Origin of the sequence: Tistrella mobilis KA081020-065, from assembly GCF_000264455.2 — a bacterium.
Lineage (GTDB): Bacteria > Pseudomonadota > Alphaproteobacteria > Tistrellales > Tistrellaceae > Tistrella > Tistrella mobilis.
The window spans coordinates 98,459-123,152 of sequence record NC_017957.2 but is presented as its reverse complement, the minus strand read 5'-3'; the positions used below and the strand labels follow the sequence as shown (position 1 = coordinate 123,152).

Sequence of the window (24,694 nt, the reverse complement as noted above, 5' to 3'; positions counted from 1 at the left end):
CGCATCCAGAACAGTGGCGGGATCGCCGGAGGATGCGCGGGGCGGGCGGGGGTGGTCTTGAACGGAATTGCGGAGATCACTTCGGCGGTGGCTGGCGCCAATAGGCCTCGACATTCCGACCACGATAAAGGATGTCGATCACCGTCAGGCGATCGACGTCGTGACGATATGCGATGGTGACACGCCGCTCGAAAACCGCGACCCGTAGCCCCGGCATGACGTCGCTACGGTTCCGCCCCAGCCGGGGGAAGGTTGTCAGCAGCCCACAGAAATCGTCGATGCGTTGCAGGTATCCGCGGGCGCGCTCTGGCCCTGACGCTTCGGCAATGTAGCCATAAAGCGTCGTCAGCTGGCGTCGTGCATTCGGGGAATAGACGTGGCGGTACACTCAGCCGCCTTTCAGGCGGGCGAGGTAGTCGGCGTGGATGACGTCGAGAAGATTTTCCGAGGACACGGCCCGATCAGGGTTGTCCAGATATTCTTGCCAGGCCCGGGGCACGTCATCATGCAGCCAGCGTTCGACATCCTCATCCCACGCCAGTAGGGCGCGTGCGCTCGCTTCGAGGAAATCATCCGCGGAGCCATACCGCCCCGTGTCGATTTCCTTGTCCATCGCGGCAGCGACATCAGCCGGGAGATTGACTTCAAGTCGTCGTGTGTTGGCCATGTGTACCTCCGATGCAAGAAGGATCGGCTTTCGCCCCGACATTTTCAAGCGGTGCGGCCCCCCGTCCCAGGGGTATCGCATTCGGCGGAGGACTGAGCTTGCGAGCCCGTCGAACCATCCGGCCCGCTTCCCCTGAGGCAATCAGGGGCGGCTGACCCGCACCATCGCACCGGCCAGGCAAGAAAATCCGGCCCGGCGCCCGGCCGGGGGCGTCTTGAACGGAATTGCGGGGCTGTTCACCCGCAGGGTCTGGTGTGCCATAATCTGCTGACTCAGCAATGCCGGGGGTCAGTATGGCCGAGACCACCTTTACCTTTCAGGTCGATGAAGGACTGAAGGATGCGTTTGCCGAAGCGGCGAAGGGCAGTGATCGTACCGGCGCCGAACTTCTGCGTGACTTCATGCGGGACTATGTTCGAGACCAGGTCGAGGCTGCAGCCTATGACCGGTGGTTTCGGCGTGAAGTGGAGGCGGCCATCGCCGAGGCTGATGCGGGCAATGTCGTATCCAGTGATGATGTTGAAGCTGATGCCGAGATTTGGCGGGCAGAAATCCGGCGCAGGTTGAACGGCGCCGCTTCGTGAAAAATTGTCTGGACGCCCCAGGCACTCAGAAGCCGACAGGAAATTCGTCGCTACATTGCTGCTGATGATTTGGCAGCTGCACTTGTGCTGGACGAGCTTTTCCGAGCAAAGGCGCTCCAGTTGGTGCTCTATCCATCTCTGGGACGGCCTGGTCGTGTCCATGGCACACGCGAGCTGATGGTCCATCGCAACTACATCCTGGTCTATCAGCTGAGCGTTGATTCGGTTCGGATATTGCACGTGCTGCATGCCGCGCGCCGCTGGCCTCCTGGGTCGCGCTGACGCCGTTCCGTCATACCTCTTTCCCCGCCCAAACCCCCGGCGTTGCACCCAGCCGGCGGGTCATGTGGCGGGTCATGTGGCTCTGGTCGGCGAAGCCCGCGGCGGCGGCCGCTTCGGCGAGCGGCGTGCCGGTGGTGATCAGGCGGCGGGCGAGCTGGACGCGGCGTTCCAGAACATAGGCATGGGGGGTGAAGCCGGTCGCGCGGGTGAAGCTGCGGATCAGCTGGAAGCGGCCGGTTTCCGCGAGGGCGGCGAGCCCCGCCAGATCATGGGCGGCGGCGGGGTCGTCGTCGATGGCGGTGCGGGCGCGGGCGATGCCGGGGGGGATGGTCGGGCGGCCGGCCGGCACCAGCAGGCCGCCCAGAAGATCGGCGAGCAGCACGGTCAGACGCTCCTCGCGGGCGAGGGGGCCGGCGGTGGTCGCCTGTCCGGCGGTGGTCGCCTGTGTGGTCAGGCTGTGGAAGGCGGCGAGGAAGCGCGCGGCGGTGGCCGGGGCGGTGGCGGCCGGGTGGTGGAATTCGGCATCGCCCGACCGCAGCAGATCCGCCGCCGCCTCTGCCAGCGCCGGCGGGTCGATATAGAGCATGCGCCAGGCGCGGCCGGCATCGCCGATCGGCCAGCCGTCATGCACCTCGCCCGGGTTGACCGTGATCACATCGCCCGGCCCCGCCTCCACCGGCCCGCGGCCGCTGGCCGAGCCCTGGGCGCCGCGGACGATCACGCCGATGCCGAACTGGTCATGGGTGTGGCGGGCGAAGCGGCGGGTGGTTTCCGCCGTCACCGCCTCGACGCCGGGCAGGGCTGTGGCAAGGCGGCGGAAGCGGGTGGCGGGCTGCGACATCGGGCGGGACCTTGCGGGCAGTCGGGGCACCCATAGTCTCTCAGATGGAAGACCGGCCCGGCTAGTGGGAGGGTGACCAGCGCGATGCATCGCGCCAGGCCGCCACGGCGCCGATCAGTGCGGCCGCGGCGGCCGCGCCCGCAACCGCGCCGAAGCCGATGCCTTCATAGGCCAGACCCAGCAGCAGCGGCCCCAGGAAGACCGCCGTGTAGGTCACGGCCGAATGCAGCCCCATCACCGCGCCGCCGGCCCCGGCCGCCCGGCGCGACAGCAGCAGCACCAGCATGTTCAGCCCCAGATGGTTGACCATGCCCCAGACCGCGGCCACGGCGAGTGCGGTGGGGAAGGTCTGAAGGGCGGGGGTGAGGACCAGATAGACCCCGGCGATCGCCACCATCACCCGCGGCAGCAGCCGTGCCGGGCCGATCCGGTCGATCAGCGGTGCCGCCAGGCTGGCGAGGCCGAAGCCCGCGCCATAGGCCAGCACGAACAGGCCGGCGGTGCCGGCATCCAGATCCAGCGCCCGGCGGAAGGCATCGCCCACGAAGGCATAGCAGCCATAAAAGGCGGTCATGAAGGTGAGGCAGACCACCAGCAGAGAGGCCACTCCCGGCCGGCGGAGGGTGGCGAGCGGCGAGGCGACCCGGTGAGGCGTGCTGGCGGTGTCGCGCGCAGGCCCTGCCGGCAGCCGCCGGCAACCCAGGCAGGTGGCGGCGGCGATCACCGCCAGCACGACATAGGCGACCCGCCAGCCGGCGAGATCGGTGATCGCGGCCGAGGCCGGCACGCCGGCGACCAGGGAAATCGCCCAGCCGTTCAGCACCCGGCCCAGCACCCGCGCGCCGCGTGCCGCCCCGCCCAGGCTGGTGGCGGTGGCATAGATCGCCGGCAGCAGCATGCCGGCGGTGATGCCGGCCAGCATCTGGGCGGCGGCCAGCACCGGCCAGGCCGGGGCGGCGGCGCTGGCGGCAAGGGCGAGCGCCATCACCGCGGTGGTCGCCACCAGCACCCGCTTCGCGCCGAACCGGTCCACCGCCGTCGACAGAAACAGCGCCGAGACCGCGGTTGCGGCGCCATAGGCCGAGATCACCCGGGCGATGGTGACGCTGTCGGTGGCGAAATCGCGCGCAACATCCAGCAGGATCGGGCTCAGCAGCAAGGCGTTGGAGCCGACGGTGACCACCGCCGCGATCAGCAGGCCGATCAGGCCCCGGGGAGGTGGCGTGTCGGTCTGGGAGGTCTGGTCGTCCATGGATGTCTCATTTCCGGCCGGGGGGAGGGGCTGACCGGCTGTCGCACACCTGCCGCCCCTGCGCAAGCCCTGCCTCACCGGCGCGCAAGCCCCGCCTCACCGGTGCGCAAGTCCTGCCCCAACCATGTGACGCCGGCCGCGGTTTCCCTCCGGACCGGTTTGCCTCTATGATCGGCGGCTCTCCCGGAACCCGGTTCCGACGGTGCCGGGCGGATGGCCCAGACCGAACCCGGACCGGAGTTGATGCGCGTCTTTACCGTCTCGGACCTGCATGTCGATTACGACGAGAACGACCAGTGGGTGGCCGGTCTGTCGACCGCCGATTACGTCGACGATCTGCTGATCCTGGCCGGCGACGTCTCCGACATGCCGCAGCGCCTGGGCCGCACGCTGGAACGGCTGGCCCTGCGGTTCCGCACGCTGATCTATCTGCCCGGCAATCACGAGCTGTGGGTGGTGCGCGACCGCACCCATGAGGACTCGTTCGCGAAATTCGACGAGGTCCGCCGCATCGCCCATGAAAGCGGCGCCGTCCAGCAGGTCTGGCACGGCGCCGGGCTGCGGATCGTGCCGCTCTATGGCTGGTACGACTTCTCGTTCGGCGAGCCCTCGCGCGATCTGCGCCTGGCCTGGACCGATTTCCGCGCCTGCCGCTGGCCCGAGGGCATGACGCCGGCCATGATCACCGACGCCTTCCTGGCCCGCAACCCGACCCCGGTGGCGGCAGCGCACCTTGCCACCATCACGGTCTCGCATTTCCTGCCCCGCATCGACGTGATGCCGGACTTCATCCCGCCGGCCAAACGCATCGTCTACCCCGTGCTCGGCACCCGCAAACTTGAGGCGCAGCTGCGCGCCTGGCGGCCGGTCACCCATGTCTATGGTCACAGCCATGTCAACCGCGACCAGGTGATCGACGGCGTGCGCTATGTGAACAACGCCTTCGGCTATCCGGGGGAGACGCGGATTGCGGCGAAGCGGTTGCTGTGCCTGCACGAGACCTGATGCGATTGACTCTTGGGCAATCAAAAGACCGTCACTTAACCAGATCCATCAACCCCGCCACCACCGGCCCGTAATCGCTGCCGGAGGCGCGCAATGCGGCCTGGATGGTCGGGCGGTCGGTGGGTTTGTTCTGGCTGAGCTTCTGCATGCAGTCGATCCGCTCCACCTGGATGCGGAGGCCGACGACGCCCTGGATCAGCCGGTCGACATGGGGCTCCGGCGCCGCATCGAGGGTCCAGCCGGTGGCGCTGCGGGCCTCGAAGGCGGCGATCTGGCGGTGCATCAGGTCGAGCAGGCCGTCGCGGTCGTCGATGACCGTCAGCCGGCCGCGGATCTGCAGGCCGACATAATCCCAGGTCGGCACGTTGACCGGGCTTTCATACCAGGCGGGTGAGATATAGGCATCGGGGCCGTTGACCACCAGCAGGGCCGGCATGCCGGTCGACAGCGCCGCCGCATGGGGGTTGCGCCTGGCCATATGGGCGGCGATGGTGAGGCCGGTGATGTCGTGGGGGGCGTGGTCTTCTGTGATGAACGGCAGCGAGGTGGCGAGCGGCAGGCCGTCGGCGCCTGCGGTCACCAGCGTGCCGAAGGGGAAGCGGGTCAGCCAGCCCAGAATGGCGGCAGGGTCGTCGGTGCGGTAATGGGTGGGCACGTACATCGGGGGCCGATCCGTCGTGAATGGGGTGCTGAGCATATTGTATTTTGATATCATGAAAGTCACAATAGCCGTGATGTCCCCTCCGACCGGAGTTTCCCCGCATGACCGACGACGCCCTCGACCCTGCCCTGAAGGCGATGCTGAAGGCCGCCGCCGAGGCCCCTGCCGGGCCGAGCATCCGCGATCTGCCGGTGCCCGAGGCGCGCGCCGCCTATCGCGAGCGCTATCTGATCCGCGGCATCCGCGCCCCTGAAGCGTCGGTCGCCATGACGGAACATGTGCTGGAGCTGCCGGACCGGGTGATCGATGCCCGGCTCTACCGGCCGGCGCGGGCGGGCGATGCCCCGGCACTGCCGCTGGTGATCTATTTCCACGGCGGCGGTTTCGTGGTCGGCGATCCGGCGGCCTATGACAACCAGTCGCGCCGGCTGGCCGACCGGCTGGGCGCGCTGGTCCTGACCCCGGATTATCGCCTGGCGCCGGAACATCCCTTCCCGGCCGCGGTCGAGGATGCCTGGGACGTCTTCAGCCTGGTGGCCGGCGATGCGGCGGCCTGGGGCGCCGATCCGGCCGCAATCGGGCTTGCGGGCGACAGCGCCGGCGGCTGCCTGACCCTGGTCACGGCGCTCACCGCCCGCGACCGGCCCGAAGGCCCGCAGCCGGTTGCCGGCCTGGCCCTCTATCCCGTGACCGATTTCCGCCCGAATGCCGGACAAGACGTCAGCTATCCGTCGATGGCCGCCTTCGGCAGAGGCTATTTCCTCGACACCGCCACCATGGACTGGTTCTGCGATCTGCTGCTGACCGGCCCCGAGGACGCCCTGGACCCCCGCGCCTCGCCCCTGCTCTGGCCGGAGGTCGCCGGCACTTGCCCGATCGTGCTGGTCACCGCCGGCTTCGACCCGCTCTCGGACCAGGGCGACGCCATGGCGGACCGCCTGGCGGCGGCCGGCGTGCCGGTCGACCATCTGCGCCTGCCCGACATGATCCACAACTTCCCGGGCTATGCCGGCCTGTCGGCAGGCGCCGAAGCGGCCTTTGCGCGGGTGGTGGATGCCTTCGGGGCGCGCCTCCTCGGGCGGACGCGTGGGTAAAGCCGCGCCATCGATGTCCGGCGCCGTCAAACCCCCGTCATCACCGCCACCGGCAGCCGGGTCAGCAGGCCCGAGACCGCGAGCCCGCCCTCGCGGAGCGCCAGTCTTTCACCCGTCAGCACCTCGTGATGATGGCCGGCGAGCGGGCCCGGGATCTCGATCAGCGTGTCGGCCCAGCCCTCGGCCGGGATCAGCGGCGCGCCGCCTTCGGGGATCAGCCGGTCGGCGAGGCGCGAGACCAGGATGATGGCATGGGGTGGCTGGGTCCCCTCCGTCGCGGTGCCGACCCGGGCGAAGGCGAGCAGATGGTCGGCCGCCGGCCCGGTCACCGTCAGCGGCAGGTAGTCGCCGGTCAGAAACAGGGCAGGATCGCCGGCGCGGAGCGCCAGGATGCGGGCGATCACCGCCTGTTTGGCGGCGTCGTGGTCGCGGGGCGATTCGAGCGCCGCCGCGGGCTCGGTTTCGGCCGCAAGCAGCCCTGCCAGGCGCGCGTGATCCACCGGGCGGCGGTTGTCGGGGTCGACCAGCGACAGGTCCAGCACCTCCGATCCGCGATAGATGTCGGGAATGCCGGGGCAGGTCAGCTGCAGCACGGTCTGGGCGAGCGTATTGACCATGGCGGCCGGCGTGATCCGCCGCACCAGCCGGTCCAGCGCCTCGGGAAAGCTGCTGTCGCTGCCCATGATCGCCTGCAGGAAGGCGAGGCAGGCGGCCTCGTAGCCGGTATCGGGTTCCACCCAGTTGGAGCGGCGCTTGCCTTCGCGCAGTGCTTTCTGCCACCAGCCCGCCACCCGGGGCAGGATCTCGCCGGCTGCCGTGTTGCGGGCGGCGCGGGTGGCGTCGAGCCCGGCCGGCCAGACGCCGATCAGCGTCTGATAGAGCATCAGCTCGTCGGCCGGATGCGGCGCCATATGGCCGTCCAATGTCACCTGCGAGGGCGCCACCTGCGATGGCATGTTCATCCGCCGCCAGGCCTTCACCGTCCGGCTCCAGTCCTCGACCATTTCCGACAGCACGGCCAGGCGCATGCGGTTGTCGGGGCCGCGCTTGTGGTCGTGGGTGGCGGTGGCGAGCAGCCCCATGGGGTGGCGGCGCCGGCGGTCGATGCAGGCCTGGTGAAAAGCCGCCGGCGACAGGGTCGGCGCGCCGGGTTCCGAGCCCACCTCGTTGCACGACAGAAGCGGGGCCTGGCGGTAGAAGACCGTGTCTTCCACGGCCTTGGCGGCAAGCGGTGCGGTCAGCTGCTGAAAGCGGATCAGGGCTGCCCGGCGGAGCATGTCGGGGTCGGCCTCGTCGGTCCGGCCCGCCTCGGCCGAGGCATCGACACCGCCGCCCTCGATCGCCCGGCCGCCATGCAGCCAGTCGGCCAGCCGCTCCAGCGCCGGGCGGTCGCCGGGCACCACATGGGCCCGGGCGCGGTCGATCGCGCCTGCGATGGTTGCGTCATCGGCGGCATCATGGCCGTCGCCGGTATCGTAGATCCGGTAGACCGGCACCTGGATCACCACCTCGGTCAGCACCCGGCGGAGCGCCGCGGTGGTCAGGTCGCGGTCGCGGCGGCGCGATCGGGCGAGTGCCGCGAAGGCGCGCACGGTGCGGGCCAGATCGGCCTCGAAAGCCGTGGCCAGGATCTGGCGGCGGGCGGCCTTCACTTCGATCTCGGGGTCGTCGGGCTCGCCCGTGATCTCGCGCCACAGGCTGCGCAGCGGCATCCGGCCCGAAGGGTCGTGGAGCAGCCCGCCCAGCTCGGCCATGAAGTCATAGCCGGTGGTGCCCTCCACCGGCCAGTCTTCGGGCAGGCGCTCGCCCGGGGCCAGGATCTTTTCCACCAGGATCAGCGGCGCATGGTCGGCCGCCGCCGCCGGCCGGCGGTCGCGCAGGTCTTCCAGCCGGGCGCGCAGGCGCCGGCAATAGCCGCCGGGATCTGCCAGCCCGTCGATATGGTCGATGCGCAGCCCGTCGATCAGCCCTGTGGCATAAAGCTCGAAGATCAGGCCGTGGGTCGCCTCGAACACCTCCGGGTCTTCGACGCGCACGCCCGCCAGCTCGCCGATGTCGAAGAACCGCCGCCAGTTCACCTCGTCGGCCGCGGTGCGCCACCAGGCGAGGTGGTAATGCTGGCGGTCGAGCAGCCGGTGCAGGGCGCGGGGCCCGCTTTCGGGCTCGTGATAGCGTGCCACCAGCCGGTCGGCTTCGGCCGCATCGGGCGTGCCCTCGCCGAAGATCGCCGGCAGATCCTCGTCGCGGATCGGGAACCGCCGGTCATGGGCCGTCACCCACAGCCGGCCGGCATCATCGCGCACCAGCCGCAGCGCGCCCTCGGCCAGCGTCCGGTCGTAATCCTCCCCCAGAAACGGTGCATGGACCTTGCCGTCGCGCTCAGGATCCGGATGGCGCCAGTCGATATCAAAGACCCGGGCATGGGGGCTGGCCTCGCCCTTCGCCAGCACGTCGGCCCACCACGGGTTCTCGTCGCCGCCGACCGCCATATGGTTGGGCACGATGTCGAGGATCAGCCCCATCTCGTGCCGGCGCAGCGCCGCCACCAGCCGCTCCAGCCCGGCGCGGCCGCCGATCTCGTCGGAAATCCGGGTCGGATCGATGACGTCATAGCCATGGGTCGAGCCGGCGCGCGCGGCCAGGATCGGCGAGGCATAGACATGGCTGATGCCCAGCCGGTGCATATAGCCGACCAGCGCCGCGGCATCGTCGAAAGTGAAGCCGGCATTGAATTGCAGGCGCATGGTGGCGCGCGGGGTGACGTGCATGCTGTTCCTCGCCCTCTGCCGCTTCGGCCGCCGAGACGCGGCCCTCTGGCGGGACGTCAACCGGCGCGCGGGCGTCCTGTTCCGTGGGCGTCCTGTTCCGTCGGGCGGGCCGGGCGGGGCGCTTGGAAAGGCAGTCGGAGTTATGAGGGGGCGGATCCGGTCAGCCGCGATCGCCCGGCCGGGGACCGGCATCGATCGACAGCCGCGACTTCTCGTAGATGTCGGATATCTGGCGACCGTTCCATCGGTAGCAGAGATGGCGCTCCTGCCGGCCGTTCGACAGCAGGTGCGGGCGGAAGACCGCGGCGCAGAGCCCGGCCTCGTGCCGGACGCTGTGATAGACGATGCCGCCCGCACCGGCCGCGCGCAGCCTCCGGGCAAGGCTCTGGCCTGCGGAATAATCCGTCGGATGACAGGCGGCGGCGAACGCCTCCGGCCGGCCGCGCAGGTCGTGAAGCTCACCCTTCAGATCGACCAGATAGACCCGCATATCCAGGTCCATGGCCTTTTCCGCCGTTGCCCGCATGAAGCGTTCGCGGTGGTAGACGGTCTCGGCAATGGCGGTTTCCAGCGCCGCTGCGGCATAGAACACCCCGAAGCTGCCGTCGGAAAAGCGGCTGCCTTCGGGGTTGAGGTGGGTGAAGGCGGCCATGATGATGCTCGATCCCGGGCCGCTGACCCGTTCGCCGGGGGGAACCAGACTGATCTCGCCCACCTCGTCTCTCAGCCGGGGGTTGGTCATGGCTTCCAGTTCGAGGACCGCATCGAGATCTTCCGGTGCGGCGACCCGCTCGAACAGTGAAATCGGCGGAAAGCGGCTGGGGATGATGCGCCAGCAGGGTGCCCAGGCAATATGGCTGCGAGGGAGGAGATCCGGAGCCGGCGGCTGATCCATCAGCTCCAGCCGCCCCGCGCGGCATCGAGATACTGCCGGACGGCAAGAAGATCGGCCACCTGGCCCGACAGCATCCGATCCAGCGCCGACCGGCCGCCGAATGGGGCCGCGGCGTTCGGGCGCGCCACCCAGCCGTCGGCCGCTTCGGGGTCGGGAAGCAGCAGCTGCAGGGCCTTGTAGATACCCAGGATGTAGGAAATCCGCTCCAGCGTATCCTTCGGAAGATTGCGCGCGCCCTCGGTCCGCCACTTGTAGAAGGTGGATCGGCTGGGGCTGCCCAGCAGCGTCATCTGCTGCTCGTTGGAGAGGCGCCACTGTGCGGCAATGTTGAAGAAGGCCCTGAGGCCGGGACCGGAGAGATCCCGGCGATCGCTTCCGGCGGCGGTTCGGGCAAGCGCTGTCATGGGCTGCCTCCTTGATCGGACCTTCAGGATATGGTCCGCAATCATACGACTTCAATGAATTTGTCTGAATCCGGATGGGCGGAAAGCGACCCCGACGCCCGGGTGAGATATGACGCGCGGATATGGTTCAATAGTCATCATCCCCCTCACCCTCCGAGAAGGCAATCCAGGCCCTGAGCTGGCGGGCGATCAGCGGATCGGCCACCGCCGCCGCCAGATCGGCGGCCGCCCGGCGGGCGGGAAAAAGGGTCCAGCCGGTGCTGTTCAGGATCGCCCAGGCGCGCAGGTGGTCGCCCTGTGCGATCGCGTCCGCGAACAGCGCCTCGACCGGCGCATTGCGGCGCTGCCAGGGGGCGGCGGCGGGGTCGTCGGCCAGGGCGGCGCGGCGGGCGCCGGAGAGCTCGAACCAGGCGGCGCCGGGTTCTTCGGGCGATGGCGTGTCGCCGGCGAAGGGGGTGATGCCGTCGCGCGACAGGCCTTCGGCGCAGGCGGTGGCGGGGCGGGGGGTGTCGAAGAGGGGCAGGTGGATCAGGGTCCGCGGATGATCACTGTAATTGGTCGTGTGACGATCGAGTGCGTCCAGATCAACGATGCCCGCTGCTGCGGCGAAGGCTCGGATGTCGTCAGTGACATCATCCGCTGCCGACATCGCATGCATTGCCAGACGGGCGGCAAACTGCTCCACCGTCAGGGCCGATTCCAGGAGTAGAAACTGATCCTCCGGCTCCGCTTCCACGAAATGGAGGAACCGGCCCGCCGCCGTCCAGCGGACCCAGATCCCGACATAGCGCGGGCCGGAGCCGTCGGATGTCAGCGGCACCAGGGCGGGCGGGCAGGTGTACCAGTCGGCAGGCGCTTCCCAGCCCATGGCGTCGGCCAGCCAATGGCCATTGCGGACCTCGCCGATCCAGCGGGGCAGGCCGAGATCGGCGAGCAGGCGGGTGTAGAGATCCATGATGCACCTCGGTCAGTCACGGGGCGGCCGATATCTGAAGGCCATTCAGGACGGCACATACACGATCAATCTCGACCTGAACGGCGCCCCCTCGAAGCCGCAGGGCATGCCGCCGAGCTTGTAAACGGTCATGATGTCGGCGAAATAGGGTTCGTGCATCTTTACGAGAGACGAGGCGGCATTGTACAGGATATGCGCTTCAATTCTGTTGATGAAAAAGAGAAAATCTTCCGAAAATATTTTCTTCACACGATTCCTTATGAAGATTTTTCTGTTATCATTATTGTATTTTTGATATATGTTATCAAAATCTTGTGCAATGCCAATCTTGGTCATTTGCTTTTCCAATTCATGAAAGATCGTCTCTTCCATGTCGTCCCAGGTTTCGCCTGTCTCTGGATAGACGTGTTTGTTCATAAATTCGTCGACGTCCAGGCGGCCGGTCTGTCTTGGATAATGATTCAGCCCGGTGGATATCTGCCCGTTCAGAATCCGGCCGCTGAGAAAGAAATCCAGGCTCTCCCGTATGGCGGCCTGCATGCCGTGTTCATCGGTCATGGGCGGTCTCTCCCGTCAGTATCCATAACGCTCCGGCATATCCGTCTGCTGCGAAAACGCGATCCAGGCTCTCAGCTGAAGCGCCAGCAAAGGCCGATCAGTGGCGGCCGCCAGCCGTTCGGCGGCGGCGCGGGCGTCGGGCAGAGACCAGCCGGTGCTGTTGAGCGTGGCCCAGGCTTCGGCCTGACGGCCGTCGCTGAGATAGTCGTCGAAAAGCCGGGCCACAGGCGCATCAAAGTTCCGGTCAGATATGCGCCCTGGCGAAGCTGACGCAGCCATGTCGGGCAGTCCAGAGCGGCCAGAAGCGCATCATATCCGTCCATCACATGCCCCTCACAGCGCCACCCGCACCCGCCGCGCCGCGGCAAGGGCGGCGGGCGTGTCGTGTGGAAACCCGGGGTCGGTCGCAACCGTGATACCGGCCGCCCGCAGCCGGGCCATGCGCTGCACCAGCTCCGACGCCCGGCCCTCGAAGACCAGGGTATCGGGGCCGGTGCCCATCGCGCGGACCAGTTTCGCCGCCTCGACCAGATTGCTCCCGCGCACCTCCGCCAGGGCCTTGAGCCGGTCCCGGTCGGTGGTCGGGAAGCCCGCGGCGAAGAGGCGCCAGGGGCGGTCGTCGGTGAGTACCGCAGGCAGCGCGGTCGACACCACCGACCAGCCGCAAGTCGGGCAGATCAGCCCGCGGGTGGTCGCATCGTGATGGGGGATCATCGGCATGGCGCAGCGTTCGCAATGGGGAGCGTCTTCAGTCATGGGCAGGCCAGGCCCGGGCGGCCGTTACAGACCACGGCCGGTCCCTCTCCGGAGTTTCGCCCGAGAGATGTGATGAACATCCCGTCCATCAGATTCTCTTGTAAAGTATATGAGTGAGATACGCGTCCTTCTTCTTCTGTGGCGGATCGCAATCAAATATGATGCAGATCGTGTTCGCCTCGCCAATAATGGAGAGACTGCGCTTGACATCATCTGCATAATATTCTGAATACGAGGCGTCATCGAGCGCGCGGGCTATATCTGACGTGCCCTTGAATATATCGGCCTCAAATTTGTAGGGGTCATAATCGATATGGAAGGTGGCCTGAAAGGGTGATGGGATGGCATCACCGTCTTCGGTGAAGTCTTCCTCAAAATATCGGGTCATCGCCTCTTCGGAGCCGAAATCGCCGACCCATACGGAGACGGATCGTGGCTTGATGGTCATTTTCCGGCTCCCTCATTGCTGACGACAGAGTTGTCGGGAGTTCATCGGCACGCTTGAGAGCGCGGTCCCTGATCGGGTCCGGCGGCGGTATCGCGATCCGGCCTGCCGCTCAATAATCCTCTCGATCCGGATCGAGCGACTTTTGCGAGAAATCCACCCAGGCCCTGAGCTGTGCCGCGATCACCGGATCGGCCACTGCGGCCGCCAGATCGGTGGCGGCCTTGCGGGCGGCGGGCAGTTTCCAGCCGGTGCTGTTCAGGATCGCCCAGGCGCGCAGGTGGTCGCCCTGTGCCATTGCATCGGCGAACAGGGCCTCGACCGGCGCGTTGCGGCGCTGCCAGGGAGCGGCGGCGGGGTCGTCGGCCAGGGCGGCGCGGCGGGCGCCGGAGAGCTCGAACCAGGCGGCGCCGGGTTCTTCGGGCGATGGCGTGTCGCCGGCGAAGGGGGTGATGCCGTCGCGCGACAGGCCTTCGGCGCAGGCGGTGGCGGGGCGGGGGGTGTCGAAGAGGGGCAGGTGGACGAGATCGTCGGGCTGGTCGCTGTAGTTGATCGTGTGCTGGTCGAGCGCATCCAGATCGGCGATGCCTGCGGCTGCGGCGAAGGCGCGGATGTCGGCGGTGACGCCATCGGCTGCGGACATCGCATGCATGGCCAGACGGGCCGCGAACTGCTCGGGTGTGAGTGCCATCTCGATCAGCAGGAAATGGTCTTCCGGCCCGGCTTCGACCATGTGCAGCGCGTGGCCGGATGCCGTCCAGCGGTGCCAGATTCCGGTGTATTTCGGCCCGGACCCTTGAGAGATCAGCGGGATGAGGGCCGGCGGGCAGGTGTACCAGTCAGGCGGCGTTTCCAGGATCATGAGATCCTCGGCGAGCCAGCGGCCGGCGCGAAGTTCGCCCATCCAACCGGGCAGGCCGAGATCGTCGATCAGGCGGGTGTAGTCGTCCATCTGGACACCGTCTCCGTCAGAACTGTATCGGTGTGGACCATTCGGGGATGTCGATGATATGGCGCGGATCGACCGGACCAGACCATTTCGACCCGCCTGTGGTCAACTCGTGGATCGCTTCGTGCACGGCACGCGAGTCTGTCGGAACCAGATGGCGCGGATCAAGGACCTGGGTTGCGAAATCGCCCTTGGGGAAGTTCCAGTGGTGCACCTGGGCAATGTCGAAACCGTCGGCGCGGGCGAGTTTCATGAATTGCTGGTTCACGGTGCCGAAGGCGTTCTCCCACTCCTTGACGCCAGGCATCACGCCCTCTTCCAGCGAGGCGAGCAGCTTGGTATAGGCGTTGCCCCGGGTGCTGCCGGCGGCCCAGCGCAGCGCGTCGTTCCAGTGGCCGAGCAGCTGCGGGTTGTCCGCGATCGTCTCCAGCCCCAGCATGGCCGGACGCAGGCCGTTGCGGCCCGCTCCCTGAAGCGCAGCCTGACCGCGGGCAAGCATGGTGGGACAGGAGGCGAGCCCCAGCGGATCCGCCAGTTCGGTCGGGCTTTCGACATAGGCCTGGGGGCGGGGGCCGCCATGGAGACCGATCGGATCCGGCGACAGATACTGCCCGGTTTCGGGGTCGTAATAGCGGTGGCGGTTGTAGTGGAGGCCGGTTTCGGGGTCGTGCCACTGGCCGGGGAAGCGCAGGGGGCAGTCGGTGGCGGCGTCGGGGTCCGGGGGGGCGTTGTCGTTGATGGCACCCCAGGGGTCGTGGGCGGCGGCCCAGCCCAGGCGGCCGTCGGGGGTGACGAGTTCGCGGGCGAGGCCGATCTGGTCGGTGATCACATACCACAGCCGCTCGCCCTGCTGGCGGGCGACGGGCACGATCTCGCCCGGGGCGTAATGCCAGAGCGTGGCCCTTGCGGCATCGGGCCGGCCGGCGGCATCCAGCGGCAGTTCGGCCACCAGCCGGTCGCCTTCCCAGAGATAGCGGACGGCGTCGGGGCTGCCCGCCGCCTTGCCCTCCGCCACCCTGCCGCCCGCATCGACGCGGCGGCGCAGGATGCGGCGGTCGAGCGCGTCATAGCCATAGGCCCAGCGGCTGCCGTCGGGGCGGGTGACGCCGGTCAGCCGGTCGCGATCATCCCAGACATAGCGCCAGATTTCCGGGCGGAAGCCCGGGCGGTCGGTGCGCCGGGTGACCAGGCGGCCGCGGGCGTCGTAGGCATAACGGGTATGGCCGCGGGCCAGGATCGCGCCGCCGGGGCCCAGCCGCCAGCGGTCCAGGCCGGCAGGGGGGGCCGTATCGGCAGGGGTACGGGGCCGTGCCGCCGTGGTCTCGGCGCCGTCGGGCAGGTCGCGGCCGCGGCCGGCCAGGTTGCGGGCGGCGTCGTAGATGAAGGCCTCCACCTGGGCCGAGCCCTGGGGCCGGCCGGGCAGGGCGCGGGCGATCTGGCCGCGGCCGTCATAGGTGAAGCGCTGTTCGGGCCAGCGGGCATCGCTGATCGCGACCGGCTGGCCGGCGACGTCCCAGCGCCAGCGCCGGTCGACCACCGCCCGGCCATCCGCCCCGCCGGTGACGCGCTGGCCGGTCAGCCGGCCGGCCGGGTCGTGGCTCTGGGCCAGGGTGAAGCCCTGGGGGTCCTGGCGCAGCGTCTCGCGGCCCAGCGCATCGAAGCTGAAGGCGAGCGCCCCGGGGCCGGCGGTCAGGCCCTTCAGCCGGCCGGCCGGATCCCAGGTGAAACCGGTGGCGCCCCAGGGGGTGACCACCCGGCTGCGCGGGCCGGCGCCGGCATGGCTGATCGCCACTTCCAGCCCGTCCTGGACCTCTGCCACCACCCGGCCCAGCGCGTCATGGCGCCATTCGGTGACATGGCCGCCCTCTTCGGCGCGCACCGGCCGGCCGGCGGCATCCCAGCCATAGCGGCGGATGCCCGAGGCGGTTTCTTCGGCGATCAGCCGGTCGGCCTCGTCATAGCTGAAGCGGCGGATGTCGCCATCCGGCTCGTGCCGTTCGATCATCCGGCCGGCGGCATCGCGCAGATAGGTCCAGCTGCGGCCGCCGAAATCGGTCTCGGCGATCAGCCGGCCGTTGCGGTCCCAGGTGAGCGTCGCGGTCTCGCCCAGCGGGTTGGTGATCGCGACCGGCCGGGCGTCGCCGTCATAAGCGATGCGATAGGCGGCACCGGTTGCATCCACCGTCTCGCGCAGCAGATCGAAGGCGCCATAGACATTGCGGGTCTCGCGGCCCAGGGGATCGACCAGCCGGGTGAGATTGCCCTCGCCGTCGTATTCGGCCGTGATCCGGCCGCCATCGGGCAGATCCGCCGCGATCACCCGGCCGCGATCATCGCGCTGCAGCCGGGTGACGGCGCCGGCGGGGTCGATGCTGACCATCACCTGGCCCAGCCGGTCATAGGCGAAGCGGCTGGTGGCGCCCGTGGGATCGGTGATCGCACTCACCCGGCCGGCGGCATCATAGGCGAGCCGGGTGACGGCGAAGGGCTGGCCGGCGCCGGGGCCGGCGGCGATGGCGGTGACCCGGCCGGCGCCATCATAGCGCCAGCGCATTTCGCCGCCTTCGGGGTCGATCGCCGCGGTCAGCCGGCCCGTGTCGTCGCGGGTCTGGCGCCAGCGATTGCCCAGCGCATCGGTGATCGCGACCGGGCGGCCAAGGACGTCGTAATCCAGAATCTCGGTGCTGCCGTCGGGATGGGTGATGCCGGTCAGATTGCCGAAACGGTCATGGGTATAGCGGCTGCGCCGGCCCAGCGGGTCGATCACGGCCTCCAGATCGCCGCGCGGCCCCCAGATCTGTTCCGTGACCCCGCCTTCGGGATCGACGCAGCGGATCAGCCGGCCCAGCGCATCATGGGTGTGGGTGGTGACCGCGCCGTCATCTGCCAGGCAGGTGACGGTGCCCGCCGCATCGTCATAGGCGAAGCGGGCACCGTAGAGCCCGTCGGCGGCGCGGGTTTCGACCACCCGGTCGGCGTCGTCGTAGAACAGCTCGGACCAGGTGCTGCCGCCATCCGACCAGCGGGTGACCCGGCCTGTGGCATCGGTTTCATAGCGGTAGATGCCGGTCGTGCGCGCATCGACGAAGGTCAGATGGCCGCGCGCATCGAAGCGGCAGGTCAGCAGGCGGATCGGCGAGACATCGGCGCCGGTCGGGTCCGAGACCAGATCGACCGACAGATAGCGGCCGTCGGGCAGGGTCTCGACCCGAAGATGATGGCCGTCGGTATGGCGCACGGCGCGCAGCCGGCCGGCGGGGTCGCGGTCCAGATCGATGCGGTTGCCATGGGCATCGCCCATCGCGATCACATGGGCCGGCGGGGCGGCATGGTCGTTGGCGGGGGTCAGCGCGTCGCGTGCCCGGGCGCCGGCCAGCGCCAGCCGGGCCGGCTCCACATCAGGCGTCGGGAAGGCCCACCAGCGGCCCGAGGGCAGGTCGCGGAGGGTGGTCTCGGGGCCGCGCACCTCCATCACCCAGCCCGGATGCAGCGGGTTTTCGCCGTCGCCCCAATGGCCGGGCCAGGGAAAGGCCAGTTCGCTGCCGTCTTCGGTCAGCCAGACCAGGGCATCCTGGCCGGCATCATGCAGCAGGCGCTGCGACCAGCTGTCGGTCCAGCGCCGGCCGAAACCGCCGGTGGCGCCTGCGGCACCCGAGCGGTGCAGGCGGGTCAGTTCCAGCGGCAGCACGCCCGGAATGGCGATGTCGGTGCGCCAGTCCACCCAGTCGCCGGTCGCCATGTCGACCGGGTCCTTCAGGAACTGGCGGATGCGGCCGGGCATGCCGCGCGCGGCCTGGGCCATGCGCCGCGCGCCGGCCGAGGCCAGGCCCCGCGCCCGGGTCATGCCGGTGACGATGGCGCGCGACGCGCCCCGGATCGACTGGCCGGCACCGCGGATCGCGGCCTTGAGCCCGCCGCGCCCGGCCAGTTTGAACAGCCCCTTCACGCCGCCCGGGCCGATGAAGCCGGCGGCGATCACCAGCACCTCGGCCCAGAGCGGGATGCCGTCGTCGATCTCCATCACCGTCGCCTGGGGGCCGCCGATCTTCACATCGTCGGAGCCTTCGGTGATCTTGGCGTCGCACTGGATCTTGTCGCCCTCGCGCGCCGCGTTCCAGTTCTCGGCGAAGACGATTTCCGAGCCCTGGGCGACGGGGGCGTTGGGGGTGGGTTCCTTCGAACAGCTCGCCTGGCCATCCATGGCGATGGCGAGCGGGCGGTTGTTGACCAGCACCGTGGGCGCACCCACGGTGATCGCGCCCGTCGATGGCCCCATCATACTGTCGCCGATGGCCGAGCCGATCGATTCGGTGGCGTAGGAAATCGCCGCCCCGGCCACCGCCCCCAGGATCAGCGCGCCCAGACCGCCGGTCGCGACCGCAAAACCGATGGCGAGGCCGATGCCGATGCCGATCGCGGCACCGATCAGGAACCCCGCCAGTTTGTGGGAATGGGCGATGGCGTCCCCGACGCGTGCCGCGCGGCCCATCGGATCAGGCCTTCCGGAAGCTCTGGATCACCGCCAGCAGGCGGTCGCGCAGGGCCGGCGCCATGTCGACCGGCTTCGTCGCCGTGAAGATCAGCGCCCGGCCGTTCGCCTCCACCGCCGCCAGCAGCTGATGCACCAGCCCCTTGTCGGATTTCCACCGCACCTCATAGGCCTCGATCGTCTGATCCCCGATTTCCAGCGGATGGCGGGCGAGCAGCGAGAAGGCCTTCAGTTCCTTGCCCATGCGCTTCACTTCCGCCTCGGCATAGGCGCGGATATCGGTCGCGGGCGGCAGCGGCTCCCGCGTCACCACCAGCGACAGCCCCTGCGACTTGGCCCCCGGGGGTGCGAAGACGTTGACCGACTGGTCCTCCCAATCGGTGGGCAGATCGAGATGGCCTTCCTGAAGGGCGTACATGGGGCGGGGTCATCCGTGAATGATGGTGGGGGAGAAGACGAGGGCGTTATTTCGTGCGGAGGCCGGGCGGTGCGAAGCCAGGCGTACCGCCGGGCGCGGCGGCTTCGGAGAAGGTCACCGGTTTCAGCACCTCTCCGGACAGCACCTTCGCGCCGGCATCGAGCACCGCGTCGCCCGTGCCGCCGTCTTCGGCACCGTCGCCGAAGGGCACGGCCCCGCCCATCAGCGCGCCGATCGCGACCTGGGCCGGGTCGGCGCCGCCGGCCACCTGGGCGAGGCTCTGGGTTGCGGCATCGGCCAGACTGCCCGACAGGCCCATGCGTTCCATGGCGACCGCGCGGGCGCGTTCGGCCATACGCGCGCCGGCCCGGCGCAGCAGATCGGCGGCGGCGACTTCCGGCGCCTGCACCAGCCGGGCGGCCATCGGCAGGATGTCGGGGGTGAGTTCCTGAAGCGGCAGCGTCATGCCGCCGGCCACGGCGTCCTGAAGCCCGCCGAACAGGCTGCCGACACCCCCGGCCGCACTGCCCGCCAGGTCGCCGGCTGCCCCGGCCACGGGGCCGAGATCCGCGGCATAGCCCTGGGCCACCGCGGCGCCGCCGCCCTGGATCGCCTGGGCGGCCTTGCTTTGCAGGGCGGCTTCGGCCGCCCGTGCGATCGCCGGCGGCAGTTCGGGGATGATGTCGGTGCGGTCGCGGGGGCCGAGCATCGGGGCTGCGACTTCGGTGATGGCACCCAGCGCGTAATCCTTGATGCCCTGATGGCCGCCCATCACCGGCGCGCCGACGCTGTATCCGGGAAACGACATGGGGGACGGGTCTCCTGCTATGGCTCTCGTGCCCGAAAGTGCCTGGCCGTCACTCGCAGTTGAGCAGCACGACCTTGCCGTTGACGGCGACGCCTTCGGCCGAGACGGTCACGTCGTTGCCCTCGCTGGCATCGACCGCATGGACCACCTTGCCCTTGGCGACCACGCCTTCGCCGTCGACGGCGGTGAAATTGCTCTCGTCGCGCACGGTCACGATCTTGGCGGTGGACGAGATGATCACGCCCTCGGCCGAGAGGTCGATGAAATGGCCGTTGGTGAACTCGATCCGCACCCGCTCTCCATCCAGGATGATCCGGCTCTGCTTGTGCTGGATCAGGATCGAGGCCTGGGTCATCACGATCTCGCTGTCGCCCACCCGGCTGCCCCAGAGCGTGCCGGTATCCTGGGTGGAGACATTGGCGGTGTTGACCATGCGGTTGCGGCCGACCAGTTCGGTCTGGTCGCGCTGGGCGCGCATCATCAGCTCTTCCGCCCCGGCCAGATCTTCGAAGGTCATCTCGTTGAAGCCGCCGCCGCCCGGGCTCGACGCCGATTTGAAGGCGGTGCGGGTCTTGGTCGCGGGCAGGGTCAGGGGCGGCATGGTGCCGGCATTGGGCACGATGCCGATCGCGAGCGGCCGGTCGGGATCGCCCTCGACGAAGGAGACCATCACCTCCATGCCGATGCGCGGAATGGTCTGCGCGCCCATATTGCGCCCGCCCCAGGGCTGCATCACCCGCAGCCAGCAGGACGACCGGTCGTCGCCGGTGGCATAGCGGTCCCAGGGGAACTGCACCTTGATCCGGCCATAGCGGTCGGTGTGGATTTCCTCGCCTTCAGGCCCGACCACGGTTGCGGTCTGGATGCCGTCGATCCGCGGCTGCGGGGTGGTGCGGGCGGGCACGAAGCCCACCTCCACCGGCAGGGCGGTGAAGCTGTTCTCGTAGGTCGGCGGCCGCCGGTCGGGGCCCGTATCATAGGTGGTGTCGATCGCATGATGGCGGATGCGCACCACCGCATAGCCGCGCCCGGCCTCGTCGGCCGCCGGATGGCCGAAAATGGTGAACGACAGCGCCGGCGCCAGATCGCGGGCGGTGGAGGCCGCCTGCACCGTGTCATGGCCGGTTTCCATCGCCTGCATCCGCCGCCGGCTGACCCGGGCGCCGGCATCGCGGGTCTGGAAACGGGCATGCCAGTCATAGATCTCGAAGGCGCGGTTGGTCTCGAGCGGCGTGACCGAGGCGGCCTCGCTGGCGAGATCGGTGCCGGGCATCTCGAAATTATAGTCCGACCCGGCCCAGCGCCCCGGCACGAAGCGCCAGGCATGGCGCCAGCGGGTGACGTTGTTGAGGTCGACATCGGTCGCGGCGTAGCGCAGCTCCTGCTCGGGCACCGGCACATAGGCATGGGCCCCGTCGGCAAGCGTCAGCACATGGGCGCCGTCATCGGTATGGGCGAAATAGTAGAAGATGCCGTCCTCTTCCAGCAGCCGCGAGACGAAGGCGAAGCTGCTCTCGCGGTACTGGACGCAGTAGTCGCGTTTGGGCGGCGTGTTGAGCACGCCCGAGAAATCGTAATCCCGGAAGCCGAATTCCCCGAAGATCTCTTCCAGGATGTCGAGCGTCGACTTGTCCTGGAAGATCCGGCAATCGGTCTTATGGGTCAATTGCCAGAGCCAGGGGCGCACTTCCAGATGGTAGTAGCGCTGGCCTTTGGCGATGGCCGCCCCCGCCACCACCCGCTCGACATGGCCGCTCCACGGCCGGCGGCTGCCGTCGGCGCGTTCCAGGGTGAACGACACCTTGTGCCCGACCAGCTCGGCCGAGGCGATGTCGTCACGCTTCGCGCGCACCGTCAGCTCGAAGCGGAAGGGCTCCGACAGCGCCTCCTCGCCGACCAGGCGTTCGAGCAGCAGCATGTCGGGCCCGAGCGGGCTGTCGATGGTGAGCAGGCGGCCATCCTGGATCACATCGCCGAAGAGTGCCGCCAGATCGCCCGACCCCAAAGACGGCGGGCTGGTGAGGTCGGTCATCGGATCAGGCTTCCATTGCGGCCGGGACGGGCGGATGCGCCGGGGCGAGCATCTCGATCGAGGCGGCGACAAGGGCGGTCAGCGCCACAAGCCGGGCCATCGGCGGCAGGTCGGCCTGCTGCACCGGGCGGCGGATCAGCGTGGTGGTGCTGCCATTGTCGCCGATGAAGCCGCGGATCGCCGCCGCCGGCACGCTGCCGCCGGCTTCGGCCGCGGTGCGGCCCAGCCGGTCGACATAGGCCCGGAAGGCGGCATCGCCCGGCCGGCCCTCGCCCAGATGCCAGAAGCGCAGGCCCGCTTCGGCCCGCACGGCACAGGTGATGCCGCGGGTGACGGTGGTCTCGGCCGCGCCATGGGCGGCGGGCGCGGTGTCGCGGGCGGCACCCGACCAGGCAAGCCGCGCCCGGCCGCCGGGAGAGGGGGCGGCGGCGCGCAGCTCGTCGTGCAGATAGGTCAGGATCCGGCCGAAGGGCTCGATCCGCGGCCAGATCTCGTCGATCGCGGGCGGGCTTTCGGCACGCAGCGCCGTGTCGACCACCACGGTCAGGTCGAAAAAGGTGCGGTGCAGGCGGTTCAGGGTGTCGTCGAGGGCCATCGGTCGGGTCGTCCTATTCAGCGGAAGGCGGGGTGGGAGACGCGGCAGCATCCGGTTCGGCAGGCAGCGGTTCGGCAGGCAGGGGATCGCCCAACCCGCGGACCACGCCGCCGAGCGAGCGGATCATGCCGCCCATCTCGGCCATGCCGCCGTCGGAGGATCGCACCACCACCCGCCCCGGCGGGCGATTGGCGGCAACGGCCCGGCGAAGCGCCGCACGGGCCTCGGCCTCGGCCGGATCGGCGGCCTCGTCGCGTGTGCGCAAAGCGGAAAGCTGTACGGTCAGCGCATCAAGCTGCCGCGCACGCAGCGCGCGGTCCCGCTCGGCCTCGGCGGCCAGTACCTCGGCCTTCAGCGCGATGGCGCGGGCGGTTTCGGCACGACCGGCGGCGTCGGGCAGCAGCGGCGGCGGCAGCACGTCCGAGGTTCCGGTGGCGAAGCCGCCGCCCGACATCTTCATCGTGGCCGCAAAGGTCTTGGGCGGCGCGCCGGTATCGAAGCTCGCAACCGGCATGCCGGCCTCTTCGGGCCGGTCCAGCCCGGCCAGATCGGCGCCGGAACAGGCGGCCCAGACAGGGGCCGCCGCCAGAACGACGGTGAGCGAGCGCAGACGTCTGGTCCTCAAAGACATGGCGTGCCGGGGTTTGTGACAGAGAAGGGGGGGGGAGATAGAGGAAAGGAGGTCCGGGCAGCACGGAACCCGAGCGGGAGAGGGGCCGCGGGCGCAGCCGGCGCGGGCGGCCCCATGAACGGCATCGGATCCCATGGTGATCGGGCAGGATGGCCCGATCATGCGTGACCGGTCAGGACTTCCGGGTGGTGGCGATGTCGTAGCCGGCGGCGATGTTGTTCAGCGGCCGGTTGTTGGCATCATAGGTGGTGTACTTCATGTCCACGCGGGTGAAGTTCAGCGTGATTTCCTCGACCGGGCGATCGCCCGAAGTATTGATCTGGTAGCCGCTCACCAGCGTGTCGGTGAGGGTGTATTCCATGTAGGTGTTGCCGGGATTGCCCGTGGTGACCAGGTGGATCTGGATCTGCTTGCCCTGATTACCGGTGGCGGCGGCCTCGAACAGCTTCAGCGACGAACCGTCCATCAGCTTGGTGATGTGCACTTCGCCGATCACCGGCTCCGAGGCTTCGCGGTTCTGGGCCGAACCAGAGGGGGTGGAGACTGCCCGGTGGGTGCCCCAGGTCATCGACGACACGTCGATCCAGTTCTTGTGGGTCTCGTGGGTGGCGTCACCCTGAATTCCCTCGATATTCAGATAGATCATTGCGTTCCTCTACGCCTCTTTCGGGGTCATGGATGCCGTTTCCGGAGCAAGCGGGAAGTACCTCTCATTCGAGGCTCGCAGTTTCCGCCGGTTCCCGCTAACGTTTTTTCACTGAGTCCGAAATTGAGTCAATGATCGTTTCGTGAAATCCGGTTTTTACCTCTGAACATTGCGTCACGTCTTTCAATTAACAGCTTATTAACCTTTTTTGGTCACAGGCCCGACGGCAGAGTGAGGCAGGCTGCGGGCTTCGGAACAGGTGCCCGGATGTGCAACCCAGAGGTTGGTGAAGATGAAATCAACACTCCGTAACGTGTTCGTCGGCGGCTGTCTTGTGCTCGGCGTGCCGGCGCTGGCGGCGGATCCCGAGGGTGCCCGCCTGGCGGCCCCGCATTTCGGAACGGTGCAGCTGACCAGCGGCTTCGTACAGGATCCCTACCCGGTGGGCGTGATCGGCGGCGGTGCCATGCCGGCGGCGGATTTCGTGGCCGGATGCCCGGGATTCCTGGCCGGCGACCGGCCCGATATGGTGCTGGAATTTCAGGCCGGCAGCCGGCCGCTGCATCTCTACGCGGTTGCCGCCAGCGATACCGCCCTGGTGGTGAGCTTCCCCGACGGCAGCTGGCGTTGCGCCGATGACGGGGCGGCGGGGGATCGCAACCCGGCGCTGACCATCGATGCCCCGGCCTCGGGCCGTTATGCGATCTGGCTGGCGGGGGTCGAGCGCCGGGATCTGCCGGTGCCCGGTGCCGTGATCGTGAGCGAAGTGGAACCTTATCGCTGACGGGTTCCATGACAGTTTTGACGGGTTCTATCTGCTGTGCCGGAACGACCCCAAAAATGCTCCACCCGGTCACAGGCGGTTTTGCCTATCACTGAGAAAGCGAGACGACAGATTTCCCTGTGGCATCGCGATTCGCGCTAATGCAGGGAAACTGCCGCCTTCAACAGATTTCCCG

Annotated in this window: 26 protein-coding genes; 5 read left to right on the top strand and 21 right to left on the bottom strand. The window is 68.7% G+C overall.

The window, feature by feature from the left end; genetic code table 11:
* Positions 1–76: 76 nt before the first annotated feature.
* Both TMO_RS18510 and TMO_RS18505 read right to left on the bottom strand, forming a co-directional pair.
* Positions 77–388, bottom strand: a complete 312-nt coding sequence (locus TMO_RS18510) for a type II toxin-antitoxin system RelE/ParE family toxin (protein WP_014747196.1) — start codon at positions 386–388, stop codon at positions 77–79.
* Positions 389–667: a CopG family transcriptional regulator gene (locus TMO_RS18505; RefSeq protein WP_145978283.1), complete on the bottom strand. Its 279-nt coding sequence runs from the start codon at positions 665–667 to the stop codon at positions 389–391.
* A 293-nt stretch (positions 668–960) separates the two neighbouring features.
* Between TMO_RS18505 and TMO_RS18500 the strand changes: the two genes are divergently transcribed.
* Both TMO_RS18500 and TMO_RS30590 read left to right on the top strand, forming a co-directional pair.
* Positions 961–1,251 (top strand): CopG family ribbon-helix-helix protein, encoded by a 291-nt coding sequence (locus tag TMO_RS18500; protein ID WP_041606870.1) that lies wholly within the window; start codon positions 961–963, stop codon positions 1,249–1,251.
* Positions 1,252–1,254: 3 nt separating this feature from the next.
* Positions 1,255–1,533, top strand: a complete 279-nt coding sequence (locus TMO_RS30590) for a type II toxin-antitoxin system RelE/ParE family toxin (protein WP_081599039.1) — start codon at positions 1,255–1,257, stop codon at positions 1,531–1,533.
* A 10-nt stretch (positions 1,534–1,543) separates the two neighbouring features.
* Here the strand turns inward: TMO_RS30590 and TMO_RS18495 are convergent, their stop codons facing one another.
* Positions 1,544–2,374 carry an AraC family transcriptional regulator gene (locus TMO_RS18495; protein ID WP_014747192.1) on the bottom strand — a complete coding sequence of 277 codons (831 nt, stop codon included), beginning with the start codon at positions 2,372–2,374 and terminating at the stop codon, positions 1,544–1,546.
* Positions 2,375–2,435: 61 nt separating this feature from the next.
* Complete coding sequence (locus TMO_RS18490; RefSeq protein WP_014747191.1) at positions 2,436–3,626, bottom strand: MFS transporter; 1,191 nt, start codon at positions 3,624–3,626, stop codon at positions 2,436–2,438.
* 243 nt (positions 3,627–3,869) lie between these two features.
* Between TMO_RS18490 and TMO_RS18485 the strand changes: the two genes are divergently transcribed.
* Positions 3,870–4,631 (top strand): metallophosphoesterase, encoded by a 762-nt coding sequence (locus TMO_RS18485; RefSeq protein WP_041606997.1) that lies wholly within the window; start codon positions 3,870–3,872, stop codon positions 4,629–4,631.
* A 31-nt stretch (positions 4,632–4,662) separates the two neighbouring features.
* Here the strand turns inward: TMO_RS18485 and TMO_RS18480 are convergent, their stop codons facing one another.
* Positions 4,663–5,292, bottom strand: coding sequence for an FMN-binding negative transcriptional regulator (locus TMO_RS18480; protein WP_014747189.1), 630 nt, complete (start codon positions 5,290–5,292; stop codon positions 4,663–4,665).
* 101 nt (positions 5,293–5,393) lie between these two features.
* On the opposite strand from TMO_RS18480, the gene TMO_RS18475 reads away from it, so the two are divergent.
* On the top strand, positions 5,394–6,386 hold the full coding sequence (locus tag TMO_RS18475; RefSeq protein ID WP_014747188.1) for an alpha/beta hydrolase: 993 nt from the start codon (positions 5,394–5,396) through the stop codon (positions 6,384–6,386).
* 26 nt (positions 6,387–6,412) lie between these two features.
* Here the strand turns inward: TMO_RS18475 and treY are convergent, their stop codons facing one another.
* The 16 genes from treY to TMO_RS18395 all read right to left on the bottom strand — a co-directional run bounded on the left by treY (position 6,413) and on the right by TMO_RS18395 (position 23,735).
* Positions 6,413–9,154: a malto-oligosyltrehalose synthase gene (gene treY / locus TMO_RS18470; protein ID WP_014747187.1), complete on the bottom strand. Its 2,742-nt coding sequence runs from the start codon at positions 9,152–9,154 to the stop codon at positions 6,413–6,415.
* Between the two features lie 160 nt (positions 9,155–9,314).
* On the bottom strand, positions 9,315–10,049 hold the full coding sequence (locus TMO_RS18465; RefSeq protein ID WP_014747186.1) for an RES family NAD+ phosphorylase: 735 nt from the start codon (positions 10,047–10,049) through the stop codon (positions 9,315–9,317).
* Positions 10,049–10,453, bottom strand: coding sequence for an MbcA/ParS/Xre antitoxin family protein (locus TMO_RS18460; protein WP_014747185.1), 405 nt, complete (start codon positions 10,451–10,453; stop codon positions 10,049–10,051). Before TMO_RS18460 ends, TMO_RS18465 begins: the two co-directional genes overlap by 1 nt.
* A 127-nt stretch (positions 10,454–10,580) precedes the next feature.
* Positions 10,581–11,408, bottom strand: a complete 828-nt coding sequence (locus tag TMO_RS18455; protein WP_014747184.1) for a hypothetical protein — start codon at positions 11,406–11,408, stop codon at positions 10,581–10,583.
* A gap of 45 nt (positions 11,409–11,453) precedes the next feature.
* Complete coding sequence (locus tag TMO_RS18450; RefSeq protein ID WP_014747183.1) at positions 11,454–11,966, bottom strand: hypothetical protein; 513 nt, start codon at positions 11,964–11,966, stop codon at positions 11,454–11,456.
* 15 nt (positions 11,967–11,981) lie between these two features.
* On the bottom strand, positions 11,982–12,191 hold the full coding sequence (locus TMO_RS18445; RefSeq protein WP_014747182.1) for a hypothetical protein: 210 nt from the start codon (positions 12,189–12,191) through the stop codon (positions 11,982–11,984).
* A 108-nt stretch (positions 12,192–12,299) separates the two neighbouring features.
* Positions 12,300–12,722 carry a hypothetical protein gene (locus TMO_RS18440; RefSeq protein ID WP_145978281.1) on the bottom strand — a complete coding sequence of 141 codons (423 nt, stop codon included), beginning with the start codon at positions 12,720–12,722 and terminating at the stop codon, positions 12,300–12,302.
* Between the two features lie 88 nt (positions 12,723–12,810).
* Entirely contained in the window at positions 12,811–13,170 is a 360-nt protein-coding gene (locus TMO_RS29725; protein ID WP_014747180.1) for an immunity 22 family protein, read from the bottom strand.
* 109 nt (positions 13,171–13,279) lie between these two features.
* Positions 13,280–14,119 (bottom strand): hypothetical protein, encoded by an 840-nt coding sequence (locus TMO_RS32630; RefSeq protein WP_014747179.1) that lies wholly within the window; start codon positions 14,117–14,119, stop codon positions 13,280–13,282.
* A 16-nt stretch (positions 14,120–14,135) separates the two neighbouring features.
* On the bottom strand, positions 14,136–18,605 hold the full coding sequence (locus tag TMO_RS18425) for an RHS repeat-associated core domain-containing protein (RefSeq protein WP_014747178.1): 4,470 nt from the start codon (positions 18,603–18,605) through the stop codon (positions 14,136–14,138).
* Between the two features lie 4 nt (positions 18,606–18,609).
* On the bottom strand, positions 18,610–19,023 hold the full coding sequence (locus TMO_RS18420) for a DUF1795 domain-containing protein (RefSeq protein ID WP_014747177.1): 414 nt from the start codon (positions 19,021–19,023) through the stop codon (positions 18,610–18,612).
* Positions 19,024–19,069: 46 nt separating this feature from the next.
* Complete coding sequence (locus TMO_RS18415; protein WP_014747176.1) at positions 19,070–19,831, bottom strand: hypothetical protein; 762 nt, start codon at positions 19,829–19,831, stop codon at positions 19,070–19,072.
* A 49-nt stretch (positions 19,832–19,880) separates the two neighbouring features.
* Positions 19,881–21,863: a type VI secretion system Vgr family protein gene (locus TMO_RS18410; protein ID WP_014747175.1), complete on the bottom strand. Its 1,983-nt coding sequence runs from the start codon at positions 21,861–21,863 to the stop codon at positions 19,881–19,883.
* A gap of 4 nt (positions 21,864–21,867) precedes the next feature.
* The gene (locus TMO_RS18405) at positions 21,868–22,458 is read right to left on the bottom strand and encodes a hypothetical protein (RefSeq protein ID WP_014747174.1); all 591 of its coding nucleotides are present in this window, start codon (positions 22,456–22,458) and stop codon (positions 21,868–21,870) included.
* Positions 22,459–22,471: 13 nt separating this feature from the next.
* Complete coding sequence (locus TMO_RS18400) at positions 22,472–23,089, bottom strand: hypothetical protein (protein ID WP_041606869.1); 618 nt, start codon at positions 23,087–23,089, stop codon at positions 22,472–22,474.
* Positions 23,090–23,261: 172 nt separating this feature from the next.
* Complete coding sequence (locus TMO_RS18395; protein ID WP_014747172.1) at positions 23,262–23,735, bottom strand: Hcp family type VI secretion system effector; 474 nt, start codon at positions 23,733–23,735, stop codon at positions 23,262–23,264.
* Between the two features lie 292 nt (positions 23,736–24,027).
* On the opposite strand from TMO_RS18395, the gene TMO_RS18390 reads away from it, so the two are divergent.
* A complete protein-coding gene (locus TMO_RS18390) occupies positions 24,028–24,519 on the top strand; it encodes a peptidase S1 (RefSeq protein WP_145978280.1) in 492 nt (163 codons plus the stop codon).
* Positions 24,520–24,694 lie beyond the last annotated feature (175 nt).

Excerpts from the sequence above, each read along its gene's own strand:
- TMO_RS18505 (WP_145978283.1), bottom strand. The coding sequence starts at position 667 with ATGGCCAACACACGACGACTTGAAGTCAATCTCCCGGCTGATGTCGCT.
- TMO_RS18500 (WP_041606870.1), top strand. The coding sequence starts at position 961 with ATGGCCGAGACCACCTTTACCTTTCAGGTCGATGAAGGACTGAAGGAT.
- TMO_RS18495 (WP_014747192.1), bottom strand. The coding sequence starts at position 2,374 with ATGTCGCAGCCCGCCACCCGCTTCCGCCGCCTTGCCACAGCCCTGCCC.
- TMO_RS18490 (WP_014747191.1), bottom strand. The coding sequence starts at position 3,626 with ATGGACGACCAGACCTCCCAGACCGACACGCCACCTCCCCGGGGCCTG.
- TMO_RS18485 (WP_041606997.1), top strand. The coding sequence starts at position 3,870 with ATGCGCGTCTTTACCGTCTCGGACCTGCATGTCGATTACGACGAGAAC.
- TMO_RS18480 (WP_014747189.1), bottom strand. The coding sequence starts at position 5,292 with ATGTACGTGCCCACCCATTACCGCACCGACGACCCTGCCGCCATTCTG.
- TMO_RS18475 (WP_014747188.1), top strand. The coding sequence starts at position 5,394 with ATGACCGACGACGCCCTCGACCCTGCCCTGAAGGCGATGCTGAAGGCC.
- treY (WP_014747187.1), bottom strand. The coding sequence starts at position 9,154 with ATGCACGTCACCCCGCGCGCCACCATGCGCCTGCAATTCAATGCCGGC.
- TMO_RS18465 (WP_014747186.1), bottom strand. The coding sequence starts at position 10,049 with ATGGATCAGCCGCCGGCTCCGGATCTCCTCCCTCGCAGCCATATTGCC.
- TMO_RS18460 (WP_014747185.1), bottom strand. The coding sequence starts at position 10,453 with ATGACAGCGCTTGCCCGAACCGCCGCCGGAAGCGATCGCCGGGATCTC.
- TMO_RS18455 (WP_014747184.1), bottom strand. The coding sequence starts at position 11,408 with ATGGATCTCTACACCCGCCTGCTCGCCGATCTCGGCCTGCCCCGCTGG.
- TMO_RS18450 (WP_014747183.1), bottom strand. The coding sequence starts at position 11,966 with ATGACCGATGAACACGGCATGCAGGCCGCCATACGGGAGAGCCTGGAT.
- TMO_RS18440 (WP_145978281.1), bottom strand. The coding sequence starts at position 12,722 with ATGACTGAAGACGCTCCCCATTGCGAACGCTGCGCCATGCCGATGATC.
- TMO_RS29725 (WP_014747180.1), bottom strand. The coding sequence starts at position 13,170 with ATGACCATCAAGCCACGATCCGTCTCCGTATGGGTCGGCGATTTCGGC.
- TMO_RS32630 (WP_014747179.1), bottom strand. The coding sequence starts at position 14,119 with ATGGACGACTACACCCGCCTGATCGACGATCTCGGCCTGCCCGGTTGG.
- TMO_RS18425 (WP_014747178.1), bottom strand. The coding sequence starts at position 18,605 with ATGGGCCGCGCGGCACGCGTCGGGGACGCCATCGCCCATTCCCACAAA.
- TMO_RS18420 (WP_014747177.1), bottom strand. The coding sequence starts at position 19,023 with ATGTACGCCCTTCAGGAAGGCCATCTCGATCTGCCCACCGATTGGGAG.
- TMO_RS18415 (WP_014747176.1), bottom strand. The coding sequence starts at position 19,831 with ATGTCGTTTCCCGGATACAGCGTCGGCGCGCCGGTGATGGGCGGCCAT.
- TMO_RS18410 (WP_014747175.1), bottom strand. The coding sequence starts at position 21,863 with ATGACCGACCTCACCAGCCCGCCGTCTTTGGGGTCGGGCGATCTGGCG.
- TMO_RS18405 (WP_014747174.1), bottom strand. The coding sequence starts at position 22,458 with ATGGCCCTCGACGACACCCTGAACCGCCTGCACCGCACCTTTTTCGAC.
- TMO_RS18400 (WP_041606869.1), bottom strand. The coding sequence starts at position 23,089 with ATGTCTTTGAGGACCAGACGTCTGCGCTCGCTCACCGTCGTTCTGGCG.
- TMO_RS18395 (WP_014747172.1), bottom strand. The coding sequence starts at position 23,735 with ATGATCTATCTGAATATCGAGGGAATTCAGGGTGACGCCACCCACGAG.
- TMO_RS18390 (WP_145978280.1), top strand. The coding sequence starts at position 24,028 with ATGAAATCAACACTCCGTAACGTGTTCGTCGGCGGCTGTCTTGTGCTC.